The organism is Arthrobacter sp. B3I4, assembly GCF_030816855.1.
In the GTDB taxonomy this organism is placed as follows: Bacteria; Actinomycetota; Actinomycetes; order Actinomycetales; family Micrococcaceae; genus Arthrobacter.
The window spans coordinates 599,177-616,951 of the sequence record NZ_JAUSYK010000001.1 but is presented as its reverse complement, the minus strand read 5'-3'; the positions used below and the strand labels follow the sequence as shown (position 1 = coordinate 616,951).

14 protein-coding genes are annotated in these 17,775 nt (G+C 67.9%); 7 read left to right on the top strand and 7 right to left on the bottom strand.

Annotated elements, in window-relative coordinates; all coding sequences use genetic code 11:
• Positions 1 to 244 precede the first annotated feature (244 nt).
• A complete protein-coding gene (locus QFZ61_RS02915; protein WP_307033154.1) occupies positions 245 to 904 on the top strand; it encodes a hypothetical protein in 660 nt (219 codons plus the stop codon).
• Here QFZ61_RS02915 and disA read toward each other — a convergent pair whose 3' ends face one another.
• On the bottom strand, positions 905 to 1,981 hold the full coding sequence (gene disA / locus QFZ61_RS02910) for a DNA integrity scanning diadenylate cyclase DisA (RefSeq protein WP_307033152.1): 1,077 nt from the start codon (positions 1,979 to 1,981) through the stop codon (positions 905 to 907).
• 321 nt (positions 1,982 to 2,302) lie between these two features.
• On the opposite strand from disA, the gene QFZ61_RS02905 reads away from it, so the two are divergent.
• Together QFZ61_RS02905 and QFZ61_RS02900 are read left to right on the top strand one after the other, a co-directional pair.
• Positions 2,303 to 3,916, top strand: a complete 1,614-nt coding sequence (locus QFZ61_RS02905; RefSeq protein WP_307033150.1) for a peptide chain release factor 3 — start codon at positions 2,303 to 2,305, stop codon at positions 3,914 to 3,916.
• Positions 3,917 to 4,093: 177 nt separating this feature from the next.
• A complete protein-coding gene (locus QFZ61_RS02900) occupies positions 4,094 to 5,464 on the top strand; it encodes a GAF domain-containing serine/threonine-protein kinase (RefSeq protein ID WP_307033148.1) in 1,371 nt (456 codons plus the stop codon).
• A 56-nt stretch (positions 5,465 to 5,520) separates the two neighbouring features.
• Here the strand turns inward: QFZ61_RS02900 and QFZ61_RS02895 are convergent, their stop codons facing one another.
• Complete coding sequence (locus QFZ61_RS02895) at positions 5,521 to 6,723, bottom strand: CdaR family transcriptional regulator (RefSeq protein ID WP_307033146.1); 1,203 nt, start codon at positions 6,721 to 6,723, stop codon at positions 5,521 to 5,523.
• Between the two features lie 99 nt (positions 6,724 to 6,822).
• On the opposite strand from QFZ61_RS02895, the gene QFZ61_RS02890 reads away from it, so the two are divergent.
• Together QFZ61_RS02890 and QFZ61_RS02885 are read left to right on the top strand one after the other, a co-directional pair.
• Positions 6,823 to 7,890, top strand: coding sequence for a ferredoxin reductase (locus tag QFZ61_RS02890; RefSeq protein ID WP_307033143.1), 1,068 nt, complete (start codon positions 6,823 to 6,825; stop codon positions 7,888 to 7,890).
• 14 nt (positions 7,891 to 7,904) lie between these two features.
• Positions 7,905 to 9,086, top strand: coding sequence for an acyl-CoA desaturase (locus QFZ61_RS02885; RefSeq protein WP_307033141.1), 1,182 nt, complete (start codon positions 7,905 to 7,907; stop codon positions 9,084 to 9,086).
• A gap of 235 nt (positions 9,087 to 9,321) precedes the next feature.
• On the opposite strand, the gene QFZ61_RS02880 is transcribed toward QFZ61_RS02885, so the two are convergent.
• The 5 genes from QFZ61_RS02880 to radA all read right to left on the bottom strand — a co-directional run bounded on the left by QFZ61_RS02880 (position 9,322) and on the right by radA (position 15,580).
• Positions 9,322 to 9,954 carry a class I SAM-dependent methyltransferase gene (locus tag QFZ61_RS02880; protein ID WP_307033139.1) on the bottom strand — a complete coding sequence of 211 codons (633 nt, stop codon included), beginning with the start codon at positions 9,952 to 9,954 and terminating at the stop codon, positions 9,322 to 9,324.
• 14 nt (positions 9,955 to 9,968) lie between these two features.
• Positions 9,969 to 12,092, bottom strand: a complete 2,124-nt coding sequence (locus tag QFZ61_RS02875) for a copper-translocating P-type ATPase (RefSeq protein WP_307033137.1) — start codon at positions 12,090 to 12,092, stop codon at positions 9,969 to 9,971.
• 116 nt (positions 12,093 to 12,208) lie between these two features.
• On the bottom strand, positions 12,209 to 13,702 hold the full coding sequence (locus QFZ61_RS02870; RefSeq protein ID WP_307033135.1) for a multicopper oxidase family protein: 1,494 nt from the start codon (positions 13,700 to 13,702) through the stop codon (positions 12,209 to 12,211).
• The gene (locus QFZ61_RS02865; protein WP_373427185.1) at positions 13,702 to 14,001 is read right to left on the bottom strand and encodes an SHOCT domain-containing protein; all 300 of its coding nucleotides are present in this window, start codon (positions 13,999 to 14,001) and stop codon (positions 13,702 to 13,704) included. Before QFZ61_RS02865 ends, QFZ61_RS02870 begins: the two co-directional genes overlap by 1 nt.
• A gap of 205 nt (positions 14,002 to 14,206) precedes the next feature.
• On the bottom strand, positions 14,207 to 15,580 hold the full coding sequence (gene radA / locus QFZ61_RS02860; protein WP_307033131.1) for a DNA repair protein RadA: 1,374 nt from the start codon (positions 15,578 to 15,580) through the stop codon (positions 14,207 to 14,209).
• A gap of 131 nt (positions 15,581 to 15,711) precedes the next feature.
• On the opposite strand from radA, the gene QFZ61_RS02855 reads away from it, so the two are divergent.
• Together QFZ61_RS02855 and QFZ61_RS02850 are read left to right on the top strand one after the other, a co-directional pair.
• Positions 15,712 to 16,521: a hypothetical protein gene (locus QFZ61_RS02855; protein ID WP_307033129.1), complete on the top strand. Its 810-nt coding sequence runs from the start codon at positions 15,712 to 15,714 to the stop codon at positions 16,519 to 16,521.
• Positions 16,522 to 16,701: 180 nt separating this feature from the next.
• The gene (locus tag QFZ61_RS02850; RefSeq protein WP_307033127.1) at positions 16,702 to 17,745 is read left to right on the top strand and encodes a MerR family transcriptional regulator; all 1,044 of its coding nucleotides are present in this window, start codon (positions 16,702 to 16,704) and stop codon (positions 17,743 to 17,745) included.
• Positions 17,746 to 17,775 lie beyond the last annotated feature (30 nt).

Here is a 17,775-nt window from a genome sequence, read left to right as displayed (position 1 = left end):
CGCGCAGTTCGCCGAGCCGGGCGCTCGCGGCGGGCCCGGCGCCCGGAGCGGGCGGGGCCTCCGGAGTGAGCGAAGCGTCCCCGCCCGGCAGGGCGGCGGCGGAAGTCGGAGGGCACGTAACGGCCGGGGCGGCGGGAGAATCGGCTAAGGCTTTGATCGCACCAGCTTAATAGAGACGCGGACCATAGCCGCGCCAGCGGCGTGGTTGGCCAGCATAACCCGCCGCGTTCTCTAGCCTAGAAGGATGGTCAGGCAAGGCAACTCAGGAGCAACGGCCCGGAAGCCGGTCAGTCCCATCTACCGCCGTCGCCGGCTTGTCGTCGGGGCGATTCTGCTGCTGGTACTCGCGCTCACCGTCGGAGGACTTGTCGCGCTTTCCAGCGCCTTCAACGCCGCGGGGCCGGCGCCGACGGCCAGCGACTCGCCCCGGCAGGAAAAGCCGGGCACCACCGAGCCCGCGAGCAGCGGATCGCCGGACGCGTCGGCGTCGGCGAGCCCCACCCCCAGCCCCACCTCGGGCTGCGACGAGAAACTCCTGACCGTCGCCGCCGCCACGGACAAGGCCGGCTACGGCCCGGGCGAGAACCCGCTCCTGACCTTGAAAGTCACCAACGGCAACCAAGTCCCGTGCGAGGTCAACATCGGGACCTCGCAGATGGAATATGTGGTGACGAGCGGCTCGGACCGGATCTTCTCGTCCCGGGACTGCCAGGCGGAGAGCAGCGACCTGGTGAAGACCATCGCCCCGGGCAAGAGCGAGACAGCGAACTTCCCCTGGGACCGCAAGAGGTCAGCCGAGGGCTGCAAGCTGGTGCCGGCCCAGCCGGCGGCAGGAACCTACATCTTCACCGCGAGGCTGGGAAGCAAGACCAGCCCCAAGGCTGTCTTCCAGCTCGGCGGGTAGCTAGAGGAACCGGTCCAGCAGGCTGGCCTCGGCCATCCGGCTCAGGCCTTCCCGGACTGTGCGGGCGCGCTGGTCGCCGATGCCGTCGACGGTCATGAGATCGTCGATGGTGGCCGCCATCAGGAACTGCAGGCCGCCGAAGTGGTCCACCAGGCGGTCGGCGACCGCCCGGGGGACGGCCTTGAGGCCGGAGAGCAGGCGATAGCCGCGCGGCTGGACGACGGCGTCGAGGTTCGCCTCCCCGCCGGAGAAGCCGACGATTCCGGCGATCTTGCCCAGGTCGATCAGCTCGGTGGGGCCCAGGCTGACGAGGGCCTTGACAGCCTTGTCGATGTCATCGGCGGAGGCATGCGGGCTGGAGTAGTCGCGGATGATTACGTCGCTGCCCGGTCCCCGGCCGACCGTGAGCTCGTCCAACTGCAGCGAGAGCAGTCGGCCGTCTTCGCCAAGTTCCAGCACATACTGCGAGATCTCTTCGGAGATCCGGCGCACCATTTCCTGTCGTTGCAGCGTCACGGCCACGTCGCGGACCGTCACCATGGCCTCGATCTCCAGGGCCGAGAGTGAGCTGGTGACCTGGTCCAGGCGTGAACGGTAGCGCTCAAGGGTGGCGAGGGCCTGGTTGGCCCTCGCGAGGACCTTCTCGGATCCCTCCAGGACGTGGCGCAGTCCGTTGACGTACAGTGCGATGATCTGCATCGACTGGCTCACCGAGATGACCGGCACACCGGTCTGGATGGCAACACGTTCGGCCGTCCGGTGCCGGGTCCCCGTCTCCTGGGTCTCGATGCTGGAATCGGGCACCAGCTGGACGCCAGCGCGCAGGATGTTGCTGGCGTCTCTGTCACAGACAATGGCGCCGTCCATTTTGGCGAGTTCGCGCAGCCGGGTGGGGGAGAAGTCGATGCCGATTTCGAAGCCGCCTGAGCAGATGGCTTCGATGGTCCGGTCCATGCCCAGCACGATCAGCGCTCCGGTGCGCCCGCGCAGGATGCGTTCCAGTCCGTCGCGCAGGGCCGTCCCGGGTGCCACCCTGGCCAGAGTCGCCTTGAGTGCATCTTCGGGGCTCCGAGCCATGGGGTGTTTCCCTTCAAAGGTACGGGCCGCTGCCCGCAAGTGCGCCGGTCTTGTCGTTTCCCGGTAAGAACAAAAGTGCCCGGTTTCCCGTATGCACCATCATAGGGGTAATGCGGGGTGGTTTCCGCACGGTCAAGCCTCAAAGTGGCCCATTGTGACCCTCCACGGGGCCGCTCCGAGAAGCCGCTCCGCGGGACTGCCGAACGTCCATTTCAGGGCCTCCACCGGGACCTGCCGCCGCCTGCGATAAACTGGAGCCCTGGGTGTACCGCGGGCTCTCCGCGCCTTGAACCCGTCCAACGCCGCAGCGAAAGTAGCACCGTGTCCCAAGAAGTCCACAGCCCCGCCCGAGTCCACGAGATTCACAAGCAGGCGGCCCGGCGTCGGACCTTCGCAGTCATCTCCCACCCCGATGCCGGCAAATCCACTCTGACCGAGGCGCTTGCCCTGCACGCCAAGGTGATCGGCACTGCGGGCGCGTCCAGCGGCAAGGCGAACCGCAAGGAAACCGTCTCGGACTGGATGCAGATGGAAAAGGACCGCGGCATCTCGATCAGCTCCGCGGCCCTGCAGTTCGCCTACCGGGACACCGTGATCAACCTGCTTGACACCCCCGGCCACGCGGACTTCTCCGAGGACACCTACCGCGTGCTGGCCGCCGTCGACTGCGCCGTCATGCTCGTGGACGCGGCAAAGGGCCTGGAAACCCAGACCATGAAGCTCTTCGAGGTTTGCAAGCAGCGCAACCTGCCGATCATCACCGTCATCAACAAGTGGGACCGGCCCGGTCTGGACGCACTGGCGCTGATGGATGAGATCACTGAACGCACCGGCCTTCAGCCCATGCCCCTGACCTGGGCTGTGGGTATCTCCGGTGACTTCCGCGGCGTCTGGGACCTGCGCAACGACCGCTTCGCCCGGTTCCAGCGCAACAACGCCGGCGCCAACATCGCCCTCACCGAGTACTTCACCCCGGAGCAGGCCGCAGACAGCCAGGGCGATGACTGGTCCAACGCCGTGGACGAGGCCGGGCTTGTGATCGAATCCAACCTCGCCTTCGACGTCGAGGCGTTCCACGCGGGCAAGGCCACGCCGATCCTGTTCAGTTCCGCCGCGCTGAACTTCGGCGTGAAGGAAATCCTTGACGCCCTGGTGGACTTCGCCCCGCCCGCTGCCCCGCGGCCCGACGTCGACGGCGACGCCCGGCCGGTCGACGCCCCCTTCGCCGGGTTCGTCTTCAAGGTCCAGGCCGGCATGAACAAGGCACACCGCGACCACGTCGCGTTCATCCGGGTCTGTTCCGGCGTCTTTGAACGCGGCATGGTGGTCACCCAGGGCCGGACCGGCAAATCGTTTGCCACGAAGTACGCCCAGCAGGTTTTCGGCCGGGAACGCGAGGTGATCGATGAAGCCTTCCCGGGCGACGTCGTCGGACTCGTAAATGCCTCTTCGCTCCGCGTCGGGGACAGCCTGTTCCTGGACCAGCCGGTGGAATTTCCCGCCATCCCGCTTTTCGCCCCGGAACACTTCCAGGTGGCGCGCTCCAAGGACCCAAGCCGCTTCAAGCAGTTCCGCCGCGGCATCGAACAGCTCGAGCACGAGGGCGTCATCCAGGTGCTCCGCTCGGACATCCGTGGCGACCAGGCTCCCGTGCTGGCCGCCGTCGGACCCATGCAGTTCGAGGTCGTCGAGGACCGGATGGCACATGACTTCAGCGCCCCGATGAGGCTGGAGCGGCTGCCCTACTCGCTGGCCCGGATCACGACGGCGGACGCCATGCCGACGCTGGCCAACGTGACCGGCGCGGAGGTGCTGCTGCGCTCCGACGGCGAGTACCTCGCCTTGTTCAACGACGTCTGGGCGCTGCGCCGGATCGAGAAGAACCACCCGGACCTGACGCTCGTGCCGATCGGCACGCACAACCCGGCAAAGTAACTCCGACGCCGCCGGAGACCGCGAAAAAATACCCGCCGCAGGGCCTTCCTGAATCGGCGTTCCGCGATACCATAAGTAACCTTGCTAATTATGCGGGCGCTGGCCGGAGGCCGGCTTTATGAACTGATCCGCCCGCCTTGAGGCGCGGACCCCTATCGAGGGAACAAGAACAACTCGTTGACATTATCTATTGAAGCCGGCCGACTACTGAGCGGGCGGTACCGGATTGACTCCCTCATCGGCAGGGGAAGCCAATCAACTGTTTACCGCGCCTACGACGAACTGCTGCAGCGCGACGTCGCGGTCAAACTCTTCCGCAACGACGCGGAGAACCTGGAGCACACCCGCCGGCAGGGCCAGGAAGCGCGAATCCTCGCCGGGATGAGCCACCACGCTCTTGTGACGTTGCTTGACGCCGGCGCCGACTTGAGTGACCCGGATTCCCGGCTCACCTACTTGGTGATGGAACTCGTCCGCGGGAACGACCTGCGCCACCGGTCCATCCGGGGTCCGCTTTCCGCCGCGCACATGGCCCACATCGGCTATGACCTGGCGGACGGCCTTTCCTACATCCACCACCACGGAATCGTGCACCGGGACATCAAACCCGCGAACATCCTTCTTGTGGACTACAGCAATGATGACCGCCGCCCCCGGGCGAAGCTGACGGACTTCGGCGTTGCGGCCATCATGGGCCGCGACCGGGCCGACGACGGCGGCGGCACGTCCGGGACCCCGGCCTACCTCAGCCCCGAGCAGGCCAGCGGAGAAGACGGCGGACCGGCCAGCGACATTTACTCGCTCGGGCTCGTGCTGCTCGAAGGACTGACCGGCAAGATGGCCTACCCGGGCGCGCCGATCCAGTCCGCCGTGGCCCGGCTGCTGCACGACCCCAAGATTCCCGAGGAACTCGCGCCGCTGTGGGTGGCGCTGCTGTCCTCCATGCTGTCCCGCGACCCGGCCGCGCGGCCGCCTGCCCGGGAAGTGTCCCTGGCCCTGCGGCAGGAAATCATCAACGGCGCCGGCCGCCACCGGCAGAACGTGGCTGCACCGGGAATCGATGAGGAGGGCCGGTTGCGTGCCGTCGAGCGGTACCGGATCCTGGACACCCCCGAGGACGGCACCTTTGACCGGATCGCCGCACTGGCGTCCCGGGTGTTCTCCGTTCCGGTGGCCATTGTCAGCGTCGTGGACCATGACCGGATCTGGTTTAAGGCCCATCACGGCACGGACGTGACCGAGATCGGCAGGGATCCGGGGCTGTGCGCCTCGGCGATCCTGCAGGACGGGCCCTGGGTCATCAACGACGCCGTGACGGACCCCCGCACGCTGTCCAACCCGCTCGTGGCCGGGGAGTTCGGCCTGCAGTTCTATGCCGGGGTTCCGCTGCGCACGCCGGACGGCTACAACCTGGGCACGTTCTGCATCCTGGACCGGGAACCGCGGGAGTTCTCCGCGGAGGACGCGCGAACGCTTGAGGATCTGGCCGCAATTGTTATGAACGATCTCGAAATGCGGCTGCAAAGCCGGCTTGCCATCGCCAGTTAGCGGCTGCCTGCCAGCTTGCGCCGGCTGGCGCCTGTCTGCCCCTCAGCGTCGCCCGCTCAGCGTCGGCCGGCGTGGAGTGCCAGTTCCAGTTCGAACCGCGCCACCGGGTCCTCAAGGGCGTCCCCGAACAGCTCGCGCAGCTGGGCCGCGCGGTAGCCCACGGTCTGCGGGTGGATCCCCAGCTCAGCGGCCACCGGTGCGCGCTGGCCCCAGTGGCGCAGCCAGGAATGCAGGGTTTCAGCCAGCCGTTCCCGCTGTGCCGGCCGGAGCCCCTCCAGCGGGGCAAGCCGCCGGCCGGCCAACTCGGCGATGGCCGAGGGCTCGGCGCCGAGGACCACCGCCGCGAGGTGCTCATCGGCCCAGATGGGCGGGTCGTCCGGGCCCTCCCGGCGCGGCAGGACCGAAGCCGCCAGCACGGCAAGCCGCAGCGAGTCGGGAACTTTCTCCCAGCCGCCAGCCGGGCCCACGGAAGCCCCGCGGCCGCGGAGCGCCTCATCAAGCTCCTTGCGGGCTGACTTGGACGCGCGCGCCGGAACCAGCACCACGGCGTCGGTCTCCCTTTCAATCACCAGCGTGCCGTGGCCCAGCCGGAGCCTTAGACCAGATGCCCGGCCCAGCGGAAGGGTCACCACCGACATGCGCTGGGGCAGCGACCAGTCCGCCAAGGCCGCCATCTGGCGCAGTGCCGCCTCGTCTGCCTGCCCCAGCAACAGCAGGTCCAGCAGCTCCGTGCGACGCCGGTCCACCGCCCCGGCACGCTCGGACTGCTCAAAGGCGTAAGCTTCCACGCTCACGGCGGACAGCTCGTCGATGTACGCCAGGATGGATTCACCCAGATCCACCACTACGTTCTGGCCCAGCTGCTGCTCCACTGAGGCCCTGGACATTTCGCGGAACGTCACGCGGGCGCCCATCCGGTAAGCGCTCAACAGCGCGTCCAGGCTCCGGCCCTGCCGGAACTCGCCGCTGCCGAGCCCTGCCACGAGCTGGCGGCTTTCCTCGGAAAGCGCCGGCAGAGTGGTTCCGGGCAACTGCAGGAACCGGTCCAACGCCGTGGCCACACCGCGCCTGAGGCCGCGCCCGAACCGTCCCTCGATCGGCCGAGCGTAGGCGGGAACCAGCTGCGGCACTGCCTCGATGATGGCCTCCACGATGCCGGGCATCTGGGGCCGGAGCACGTCGCTGACCTCTTTCGGAAGAGCGAGCCATGGGGGATCATAGGAAGGGTGGCCGGGATGGCCAACAGGGACGGCGTCCATGGCGGAACTCCAAAAGATTGTTGTGAAGAGACAGTTTCTTAGTGTCGATCGTATGCCTTGGGTGCAGATATATGACCGAGTCTGACATATGCTTGTTGAATGATCCGGCTCCGTAAGCTGGCGCGCGCCGCATCTCTGCTGACCACCCCGCTAGCTCCAGAAGACATTCTGTCGCTATTCAACCCCGTGTATTCCGCCCGCCAGTTGCGCGGCGTGGTCACTCGGGTGGTCCCGGAAACGGCCGATTCCGCCACAATTTTCTTCCGTCCCGGCCGAGGCTGGCAAGCGCACCGCGCCGGCCAGTGGGCCCGCATTGGCGTCGAGCTCAACGGTGTGCGCCACTGGCGGTCCTACTCGCTCAGCGCCCCCGCTGGCGAGGACCCGGCCATCACCGTCACGGACATGGGTGCCGTCTCCGGTGTCTTGGTCCGGACCACCAAGCCCGGCGACGTTCTCTTCCTGGCGCCGCCGCAGGGCGACTTCGTCCTCCCGGAGCATCCGCGTCCGCTGCTCATGCTCACCGCAGGCAGTGGCATCACCCCGGTGATGTCAATGATCCGTACGCTGGTCCCGCGCCGGCCGGATGCCGATGTCGTTCTCATTCACACGGCACGGACCGCCGAGGAGGCGATCTTCCGTGAGGAGCTGGCCGAACTCGCGGACCAGTTTCCCAACTTCAAGGTCACCCACTGGTTCAGCGGGGAACGCGGCCGGCTGGACTTCGGCACGCCCGCGGAGTTGGACCGGCTGTGCCCGGACTGGCGGAACCGCGCGGCCTACGCCTGCGGCCCGGAAGGTTTCCTGGACGACGCCGAGGCGCTTTGGGAATCCCGGACAGCGCCGGAGAACACCGACGCAGGCCTGACGATCGAACGCTTCAGCACCAGCCTCGCCGGCGGTGAGGGGCACGACGGCGGACTGGTCACCTTCGAGGCCTCCGACCGTGAAGTCGACGCCGACGGTGATACCCCGTTGCTCGACGTCGGCGAAGACGCCGGGGTGCTGATGCCCAGCGGCTGCAGGATGGGGATCTGCCACAGCTGCCTTACCCCGCTCCGGGCCGGCCAGGTCCGCGACCTGCGCACGGGCGAAGTCCACGGCGAGCCCGGCCAACTAATCCAGACGTGTGTCTCGGCAGCCGCCGGACCCGTTAACCTCGAGCTCTGAGGAGAACCCGCTAGATGACCACACTTGCAGATAAACCGGAAACCGCCGAAGCAGGCACCACCGCGCCGGTAGCCACGAAGAAGCGGCCCGGCGCGCTCGCCGAAACGGGCAGCCCGCTGGTCCGGCCCCCCGCAGCGGCACACCTGTCCGATGAGCAGGTCGCCGAGCTGGGCCGCGAGCTCGACGCGATCAAGGACGAAATCCTCGGCAAACGCGGAGCCAGCGACGCGGCGTATATCCGCCGGGTGATCAAGGTCCAGCGCGGACTTGAGCTCACCGGGCGCGCCACCCTTCTGGTGAGCAAGCACAAGGCCGCCTGGGTCGCGGGCACGGCGATGCTGAGCTTCGCCAAGATCCTCGAGAACATGGAGCTGGGCCACAACATCCTGCACGGCCAGTGGGACTGGATGCGTGACCCGGACATCCACTCGACCACCTGGGACTGGGACTTCGTTACCCCGGCCCGCTCCTGGCAGCACACCCACAACGACCTGCACCACCGCTGGACGAACGTTGTCGGCAAAGACAACGACATCGGATACAACCTGCTCCGGATGGACCCGCAGCAGGAGTGGACCCCGTTCAACCTGGGCAACCCGCTCTACAACGCCTTGCTGGCACCGGTCTTCGAATGGGGCATCGCGATCTATGACCTCGAACTCGTGGACTACAAGGAGGGCAACAAGTCCAAGGAGGCTCTCACCAAGGACCTCAAGGCGCTCGGCCGTAAGGCTCTCAAGCAGTTCACCAAGGACTACGCCGCCACGCCCGCCGTGGCCATGCTGACCGGTTCCGGTAAGCAGGCCCTTTACGGCACCCTGGCCGCGAACGCCATCCGCAACGTCTGGGCCCACGCAATCATCTTCTGCGGCCACTTCCCCGACGGCACTGACACCTTCACCGAGGAAATGGTCGAAGGCGAGACTCGCGGCGACTGGTACGTCCGCCAGATGATCGGATCAGCGAACATCTCCGGGTCGAAGTTCATGCACCTGATGAGCGGGAACCTGTCCCACCAGATCGAGCACCACCTCTTCCCGGATCTGCCGTCCAACCGGTACGGCGAGGTGGCCCCCAAGGTGCGCGAAATCTGCGAGCGGTACGGGCTGCCGTACAACACGGGGCCGCTGCTGAAGCAGGTCGGTTCCACCTGGGGCAAGATCTTCAAGCTGGCCCTCCCGCCGAAGAAGGCCTAGGCTCCACAGGTCCGGCCGGTTTTAGGGGCGCCTGCCAGTGCGGCAGGCGCCCCTTCGCGTGACCGGCCGCGCTCCTGCCCAGTTACTTGGCTGGCGGAGCAGTTGCCCGGGAGCCAACCCCCGGAACTCCGCGGCAGCTCCCGGCCGGCCGGCGGGGTAACTGGGCAGGAACGCCGGGTCACCGCCGCACCGGCGGGCTCAGGGCAGGAACGCCGGGTCGGCCGCACCGGCGGGCTCAGGCCTTGACCGCTGTGCCAAGCACGTGGGCCAGCGGCGGGTTGCCGGGCAGGACCGAAAAGCCGAAGCGCTCAACCGACCGGATGGCCAGGCCTGCCCGCTCGATGCTGGCTGTGGTGTCCCGGTTGGGATGGCAGCCGCCGGCCAGCCTGCTCCACAGCGGGGTCAGCAGGTCTTCGGCGAATGCCAGCACCCGGCGCTCGGAGCGGACATGCTCATAGAACAGCAGCAGCCCGCCTGGCTTGAGCACCCGGACGGCTTCCGCCAGGACCGCGGCGGGTTTCGCCACACTGCAGAGCACCAGGCTCGCGACGACGACGTCGATCGAGGCGTCCGCAGCGGGCAGCGACTCCGCCACGCCGTCCAGGACCGTGACCGGCACCGGGGCGGTGGCTGCCGCAACCAGTGCCAGCCTGCGGAGCGTGGGGTCCGGTTCCAGCGCCAGCACCCGTGTGACGGCGGCCGGGTAGAACGGGAACGTGGCACCGTAGCCGGCCCCTATTTCAACGACCGCCCCGTGCGCTGCCTGCACCAGCCGGCACCGGTGGGCCGCGGCACCCCTGGCATCCATCCGTGGACCGGCCCGCGCATAGGACCGCCCGAATGACGGATTGTTAGTTTCGGTGCCCACTGCCTTCCCTTCCGTCAGCTGGCCTGGGCAGGGTTCAGCTTCAGCCGCCGCAGCAGCTGCGCGTTCATCGCGACCACCACTGTCGAGGCGGACATCAGCACGGCGCCGGCTGCGGGGGAGAGGACGATCCCGGCGAAGGCCAGGGCCCCGGCCGCCAGCGGCACGGCGATGATGTTGTAGCCGGTCGCCCAGATCAGGTTCTGCCACATCTTCCGGTAGCTGGCCCGTGACAGATCGACCATGGACAGCACCGCCCTCGGGTCGTTGCCGGCCAGGACCACCCCGGCGGACTCAACCGCCACATCGGTACCGCCGCCGATCGCGATGCCCACCTCCGCCCGGGCCAGCGCCGGGGAGTCGTTGACGCCGTCGCCCACCATCGCCACCTTCAGGCCGCGACCCTGCAACTCGGCAACCTTCTTGTCCTTGTCCGCCGGGAGCACCTCGGCGAAGACCTCGTCAATGTTCAGCTCGGCGGCGACCGCCAGGGCCACCTGCCGGGCGTCGCCGGTGATCATTGCTACCTTGATGCCGCGGTGCTGCAGGGCCGCGACAGCCTGGCGGGACTCCGGGCGGACGGCATCCTCGAGGCTGACCGCCCCGAGCACGCGGTTTCCCTCGATCAGGTGCAGCACGGCAGCGCCCCGCTCAACCCATACAGATGTCGTGGCAGCGAGCTCCGCCGGTTCAGCGGCGTCCAGTTCGCGAAGCAGGGCCGGCCCGCCGACGTAGAGTTCCCTGCCGTCGATGCTGGCGCGCACTCCCCGGCCGGTCAGTGAAGTGAACGAGGTAGCTGTCGGGATCTCCCGTCCGATGTCGCGAGCGGCGTTGACAATTGCACGGGCCACCGGGTGCTCGCTGTCCGCTTCCACCGCGGCGGCCAGCGCGAGGACCTGATCCCGGTCGGTGCCCTGCGCGGCTGCCACGGCCCGGACCTCGGGGGCGCCCTTGGTGAGGGTTCCGGTCTTGTCGAAGAGTACGACGTCGACGGTGCGCATCCGCTCCAGCGCCATCCGGTTCTTGATCAGCACTCCGGCGCGGGCGGCCCGCTCGGTGGAGATGGCGATGACCAGCGGGATGGCCAGCCCCAGGGCGTGCGGGCAGGCGATCACCAGCACTGTGACGGTTCGCTCAACGGCGTCGGCGACGCTGCCGAGCAGGGTCCAGGCGATAAAGGTGATGATGCCGGCTCCCGCGGCGAAGTAGAACAGAAAGGCCGCGGCCCGGTCGGCAAGGGCCTGCGCCCGGGAGGACGACGCCTGGGCTTCGGCGACCAGGCGCTGGATTCCCGCCAGCGCAGTGTCCTCCCCGATTGCCGACACGCGGACGCGGACGCTGTTGTCCGTGGCGATCGTGCCGGCGACGACGGCATCACCGGGGGAGCGGAGAACCGTTTTGGATTCACCGGTGATCATAGACTCGTCGAACTCGGCCTGGCCCTCCGTCACCGCACCATCCGCGGGCATTCGGCCGCCCGGGCGAACCAGGATTACGTTTCCGGGAGCGAGGTCCGAAACGCTCACCGTCTCGGTTCCTGCTCCGGTGATGCGTTCCGCCTCATCCGGCAGCAGGGCGGCCAGCGCGTCGAGTGCCCCCTGTGCGGAGCCGAGGGCGCGCATCTCGATCCAGTGGCCGAGCAGCATGATCGCCACCAAGAGCGCCAGTTCCCACCAGAAATCCAGGTCGAAACCGCCCAGGCCCAGGCTGGTCGCCCAGGAGGCGACGAAAGCCACGGTGATGGCCATGCCGATCAGCAGCATCATTCCCGGGCGGCGTGAGGTCAACTCGGAAAGCCCGCCTTTGAGGAACGGCTGGCCGCCGTAGAAGAAGACCACTGTGCCGAGCACCGGAGGAATCCAGGCCGCGCCGGGAAAATCCGGCGGCTGGTAGCCGAGGAGTTGCCCGAACATGGGGCTGAAGAAAACCACGGGGACCGCCAGCGCGAGCGTCAGCCAGAACCGGTTCTTGAACATGGCCACGCTGTGGCCCGCGTGCTGGCCGTGGCTGTGGACGGCATGGTCATCGTCCCGTGCAGACTGCGGCGGGCCGTCGTGGCCCGCGTGGCCGCTGCGGCCTTGACCTGCGGGTCGGTGGCTGGCGGGCAGTTGTTCCGTTTGTCCATTGTGTTGGTGTTCCATGACTCCTGCTTCCGGGGAAGTTTTCGTCCGTGTCGGACCAGGCGTCAAACATACCCCCTGGGGGTATGTTTGGCAAGAGCGGGGCGGCTGGCCGCGACCCGCGGCCGGGCGGGTCACTAGCGCACCTCGATCACGCCCATCATGCCGAGGTCCTCATGGTCCAGGATGTGGCAGTGGTAGACCGAGCGGCCGGAAAAATCCCGGAACGCAATCCGCACTGTTGTCTGTCCGTTGGCGGGGACGTTGACCACGTCCCGCAAGGTGGCTGTTTCCACCGTCCGGCCGTTCTCGGCGACAGGCTGCATCGGCCAGATATGCAAGTGGAACGGGTGATCCATCGGGCTGCGGTTGACCAGGGTCCACTCCTCAACGGTTCCGGCGGCTACGGTGAGGTCAGCTCTCCCCGAGTCAAAGTTGCGGCCGTTGATAGTGAAATCCATCATTCCCATTCCCGGGCCCGCGCCTGCGCCCATTGAGGTGGCAAACACCAGCTGCCGGCGTGCGCTGACGACGGCGGAGCGCAGGTCCGGCGGTGGCGGCCAGGCGGGGGCGGCCGCGGCAGTGGCAGTGGCGACAGGTTCACCGGTGACCACGAGCGTGGCGAGGGCTGTGCCGTACGGATCCGGTGGCCCGTCCTGTCCAAGCGGAGGGCCTGGCCGCCTGCCGCGCCCGGTCATCCCGGGCATGCTCCCGCGGTCATACCGAACGGCCCGCAGCACGGACTCCCCGGCGGCGGCGGTGACGAGCAGCTCCGCCCTATTCCCCGGCGCCAACACCACTTCCTGCACGTCCGACGGCGACGGGAACCGCCCCGAATCCATCCCCAGCAGCTGGAGCCGTTGCCCGTCCAGTCGCAGCCTCAGGTAGCGGGCGACGCAGCAGTTCACAATCCGCCAGCGTTCCCGCTCGCCCGGCCGGGCCACCAGGCGCGGATTGGCTTGGCCGTTGACGAGGACCAGCGTGCCCTCGCGCCCGGCCACCCGCTCCGGCAGGGAGGGGTAGGCAACGTTCCCGGTCCCGTCCACGGTGGTGTCCGAGACCAGCAAGACTCGGTCGCTGCTTACCGCCGGAGGCGCAGGGTCTTCGACGATGATGGCGCCAAAGAGGCCCGCAAAGACCTGGTCCGCCACCCTGCCATGGTGGTGGGGGTGGTACCAGTACAGGCCAGGCGGCTGCTGCGCCGGGAGCTGGTATTGGTAGTCGAAGCTGCTGCCCGACTCCACGGTCACGAACACGTTGTCACCATTGCCCTGCGGCGAGACGTGAAGTCCGTGCAGGTGCAGGTTGCTGGGTTCGGCTAATTTATTGACCAGCCGCACCCTCAGCACGTCGCCGGTGCGGAGCCTGAGGGTAGGACCCGGAATTCCGCCGTTGTAGCCCAGCGCTCCCGCTTTCCGTCCCGCCAGCAGGAATAGGCCCGGAGCCGCCTCCAGGCTGGCCTCCAAGGCGCCTCCCGCGCTGCTGAGCGCCGTCGGCTGTTCCAGCGCTTCGCCGGCCACCGGCGGTTCCCGCGAGTTGAGGGACCACCATAGTCCGGCGCCGCCGGCCACCGTGCCGGCCACGCCGAGTCCGCCCAGCAGCAGGGCGTTCCGGCGGCTGATCGGCGGCACTAGGGCCCCTCGCCAAGTTCCTTCACGTATTCGCGGTACTGCTCTGCCGTCAGCTCACCTTTGGCAAAACGCTCGTCGAGGATCAGCCGGGCAGTGCTCCTGCCTCCGGCGATGCCCGGATGCCGGCCGGAAATCCCCGGTTGGCCGGAGGGGCCGGCATGTCCCGGCCCGGTTTCCCAGCCGCGCCCGCTTCCGCCGAAGACCCGCACCGCGAGCAGCACGAGCGCCGCGATCCCGACTAGCAGCAGCACGCCCCAAAGCCACATCCACCACAGGTTCTGCCCGTACCCCCGCATCATGACCGGCCCCTTCACCGCTGGAAGCTACTGGTTCAATCGTGCGCCGCAAGGGGGCAGGAACGCTAGGGCCCTACGGCGGTCTCCGGCTCGCCCGGCCGGCACCCGGCCCGCGTATCGGTCCGCCCGCGCCCACCCCCGGGCGTCGACCCCCGGGCGGAGGCGCCCGGCCCGCGTATCGGCCCGCACCTGCGAGTTCGGGCTTCGCTCAGCCGATCAGCAGGCCCAGGGCTTCAGCCAGGTGGCCCACCTCGCGGACCGAGAAGCCGGCGGGAACCGGGCCGGGCCCATTCGGGCTCGCCGGCACCACCGCATGCGTGAAGCCCAGCCGGTGAGCCTCCTGGATGCGCTGGTTGATCCCGGGCACCGGACGCACCTCGCCGGCCAGGCCCACCTCACCAAAGGCGATGAGCCGCTGGGGGAGCGGCTTCTTGGCCTTCGCGGAGGCAACGGCCAGCGCCACGGCCAGATCCGTTGCCGGCTCGCTCAGCTTCACCCCGCCCACGGTGGCCACGTAAGAGTCGTCCTTTTGCAGCAGGCAACCGGCGCGCTGCTGCAGCACGGCCAGCAGCATCGCCACCCTGGAGCTGTCCAGCCCGCTGGTTGCCCGGCGCGGCTGCGCGTTGGCGCTTTCGGCCAGCAGCGACTGCACCTCGGCCAGTAGCGGCCGGCGGCCCTCGAGGGTCACCGTGATGCAGGTTCCGGACACCGGTTCCTTCGTGCGTGAGACGAACAAGCCGCTGGGATCGGCCAGGCCGACGATGCCGTCCTCGTTCAAGTCAAAGCAGCCGACGTCGTCCGTGGGTCCGTAGCGGTTCTTCACCGCACGCAGCAACCGCAGCCGGGAGTGGCGCTCGCCCTCGAACTGGCAGACCACGTCCACCAGGTGCTCCAGCAGCCTGGGCCCCGCGATGGAACCGTCTTTGGTGACGTGCCCCACCAGCAGGGTGGTCATGTTGCGGCGCTTGGCGGCGGCGATCAGGGAAGCCGCCACTTCACGGACCTGGGAAACCCCGCCGGCGCTGCCTTCAACATCGGCACTGCTCAGCGTCTGGACCGAGTCCACGATCAGCAGCCGTGGTTCCAGTTTTTCCACCTGACCCAACGCCTGGCCGAGATCGGTTTCGGCCGACAGATAGAGCGATTCGGCGACGGCGTCGATCCGGTCCGCCCGCAGCTTCACCTGCGCCGCCGACTCCTCGCCGGTGACATACAAGACGTCCTGGGCGGTACGGGCGAACTTGGCAGCGACATCCAGCAGCAGGGTTGACTTGCCCACCCCGGGCTCGCCCGCAAGCAGGATGACGGCGCCGGGGACCAGGCCGCCGCCCAGCACCCGGTCCAGCTCGTCCACGCCGGTCGGCAGGAATGCTGCCGTGGTGGCATCGACGTCGGCAATCCGGCGGGCGGGCTCCAGCACGGTGGACGCCGCCGTCGTGCGGGCCACAGCAGCGCCGGTTTCCTCGACGGTGCCCCACGCCTGGCACTCGCCGCACCGGCCTACCCATTTCGCCGTGGTCCAGCCGCATTCCGCGCACTTATAGCCCGGCGCCTTGGCGGCTCGGGAAGTCTTTGTTGCCATTGCTCAACCCTAACCGGGAGCTACGACATCCGGCCGCGGGGCGATGCGGGCGCTTCTGGCCTGCCCTTGACCCGGGCCTATGCTCTGACCATGCTGGTCTGACCTGCATAGGCGCAACCGGAAGGCCGACGATGTCCGTTCATATTCCAGCCGCCTGCCGAAAGCGCGTCCGGTCGGTTTTGGCCGCTGCCGCCGCAGCGCTTCTGACGTTTGCAGCCGCGCCGGCCGAAGCAGCCACGGGGCCGGGTCCCGGCAACGACGTGTCGTGGCCGCAGTGTGGCAAGGCGCTGCCGAAAGGGCAGTCCTTCGGCATTGTCGGCGTGAATGATGGGCTGGCCAGCAACACGAACCCATGCCTTGGCACCCAGCTGACCTGGGCCGGCACGTCGACGGGCGGGACGGGCCAGCCGCTCGTCGCCCTCTACGTCAACACCGGAAACCCCGGCGCTGCAGGGTCATGGTGGCCCAGCAGCAACACCTACCGCGGAACCGCCGTCGCCAACCCGTACGGGGACTGCACGGCGGGATCCTACGGGGCCGCCTGCTCCTACATGTACGGCTACGCGAAGGCCTACGACGACGCCACCATCCGGGGAATCAGCAACCCGGCGTCCTACCTCTGGTGGCTGGACGTCGAGACCGGCAACAGCTGGTCTGCGGATACGCTGGCGAACCGCGCGGATCTGGAGGGCATGGCAGCCTACTTCGCCAGCATCGGTGCGCGGACCGGCCTCTACTCCGCCCGAAGCCAGTGGGACCAGATCGTCGGAACAGTCCCCTCAACCAGCAACCTCTACCGGCTGCCGAGCTGGCTGGCCGGGTCCCGGTCTCTGGCCACGGCCAAGCGCAAATGTGATGACGCCCCGCTCACCGCCGGCGGCCACGTCACCCTCACCCAGTACGTCTCAGGCGGGTTCGACTACGACCACTCCTGCATTTAGCAGCTGCCGCGCCGTGCGGGTTGGGCGCGGTTTCGCCGTCGGCTCCCGCTACTGTTTCAGCACACGGCTGATGTCCCCCCGTCCGTACGCCAGCCGCCTCATGCGGCTGACGGTTGCCAGCAAGTAGGGGAAGAATATTCGGGTTGACCCTCAAGCAGGTCGAGGCGGGAGAGTGCAGATATGGAGAACGAACTGCTCGGCATCGGCCGGCTGGCATCACTTAGTGGACTGCCCGTAAGTGCGCTGCGCTTCTACGACGGCGCTGGTGTGTTGCCGCCGTCGGTGGTCGACCCGTCTTCCGGGTATCGCTTCTATCATCCGAATCAGGTGATTCACGCTCGGCTCGCGGCGCACCTGCGGCGGGTCGGCCTTCCGCTGGATGACATCCGGACGATCCTGTCTGAACCGTCCCGGGCCCGGTCGATCGTGGCAACTCATCTCGGACGGCTGGAAGCGGGTCTGGCCGACGCCCGCAGGGAGATCTCCATCGTTCATCAGCTACTAGAACACGAGGAGACCACCATGACCCGATGCACGTTGGCTGCCGCCGAACTCATTCGAGCACTCGGAGAAGTCCGGTATGCGATCAGTGACGACCCGGATCAGCCGCGCCTGAACGGGGTTTTCCTCGACAGCGAGCCCGGCCGGCTGCGTGTGGTTGCGACGGATCGGTACCGACTCGCCGCCAGCTCAGTAATAATGTCGCAGCAAGCCGAACTGCATGTGCTGCTGCCCGTGGCAGCGGTTGATGAATTGCTCGCCAGTAACCACACGGGGTTTCTGGATGTCGTCGTGACCGGCGACACGATCACCCTGACCGGTGATGACGGCACCATCCAGACGGAGGTCGTCGACGTCGACTTCCCGTCGTATCGCAGCTGGCTCGAACTCGGCGACCGCAAAGTCCCCGTCGATGCCGCGGCTTTGAGGGCCGCACTCCATGCAGGTACGACCGAGACCTTCACCCGAGACAACGACGGTGTCGCCTACGAAGTGAGCCGGCTCAGCATCACCTCAAGGGGAGTGGAGGTCGGCGCATCCGAAGACCCTGACGCGCTCGTAATCGGCGTCAACCGCGCGTTCCTCCTGGAGGCGCTCGGGACCGGCGACCACCAGCTCACCCTCGGCCTGGACGATCCGATCGCGCCGCTGGCAATCCGCAACCCAGACCGGGACGGCACACTGTCAATCCTGATGCCCGTCCGCCTCGACCAGCCGGTCTGAATCAAGCATCTCCCATCTGTCTCATTCGGG

Coding starts and splice junctions, on each gene's coding strand:
- QFZ61_RS02915 (WP_307033154.1), top strand. CDS start 245: ATGGTCAGGCAAGGCAACTCAGGAGCAACGGCCCGGAAGCCGGTCAGT.
- disA (WP_307033152.1), bottom strand. CDS start 1,981: ATGGCTCGGAGCCCCGAAGATGCACTCAAGGCGACTCTGGCCAGGGTG.
- QFZ61_RS02895 (WP_307033146.1), bottom strand. CDS start 6,723: ATGGACGCCGTCCCTGTTGGCCATCCCGGCCACCCTTCCTATGATCCC.
- QFZ61_RS02890 (WP_307033143.1), top strand. CDS start 6,823: ATGATCCGGCTCCGTAAGCTGGCGCGCGCCGCATCTCTGCTGACCACC.
- QFZ61_RS02885 (WP_307033141.1), top strand. CDS start 7,905: ATGACCACACTTGCAGATAAACCGGAAACCGCCGAAGCAGGCACCACC.
- QFZ61_RS02875 (WP_307033137.1), bottom strand. CDS start 12,092: ATGGAACACCAACACAATGGACAAACGGAACAACTGCCCGCCAGCCAC.
- QFZ61_RS02865 (WP_373427185.1), bottom strand. CDS start 14,001: ATGATGCGGGGGTACGGGCAGAACCTGTGGTGGATGTGGCTTTGGGGC.
- radA (WP_307033131.1), bottom strand. CDS start 15,580: ATGGCAACAAAGACTTCCCGAGCCGCCAAGGCGCCGGGCTATAAGTGC.
- QFZ61_RS02855 (WP_307033129.1), top strand. CDS start 15,712: ATGTCCGTTCATATTCCAGCCGCCTGCCGAAAGCGCGTCCGGTCGGTT.
- QFZ61_RS02850 (WP_307033127.1), top strand. CDS start 16,702: ATGGAGAACGAACTGCTCGGCATCGGCCGGCTGGCATCACTTAGTGGA.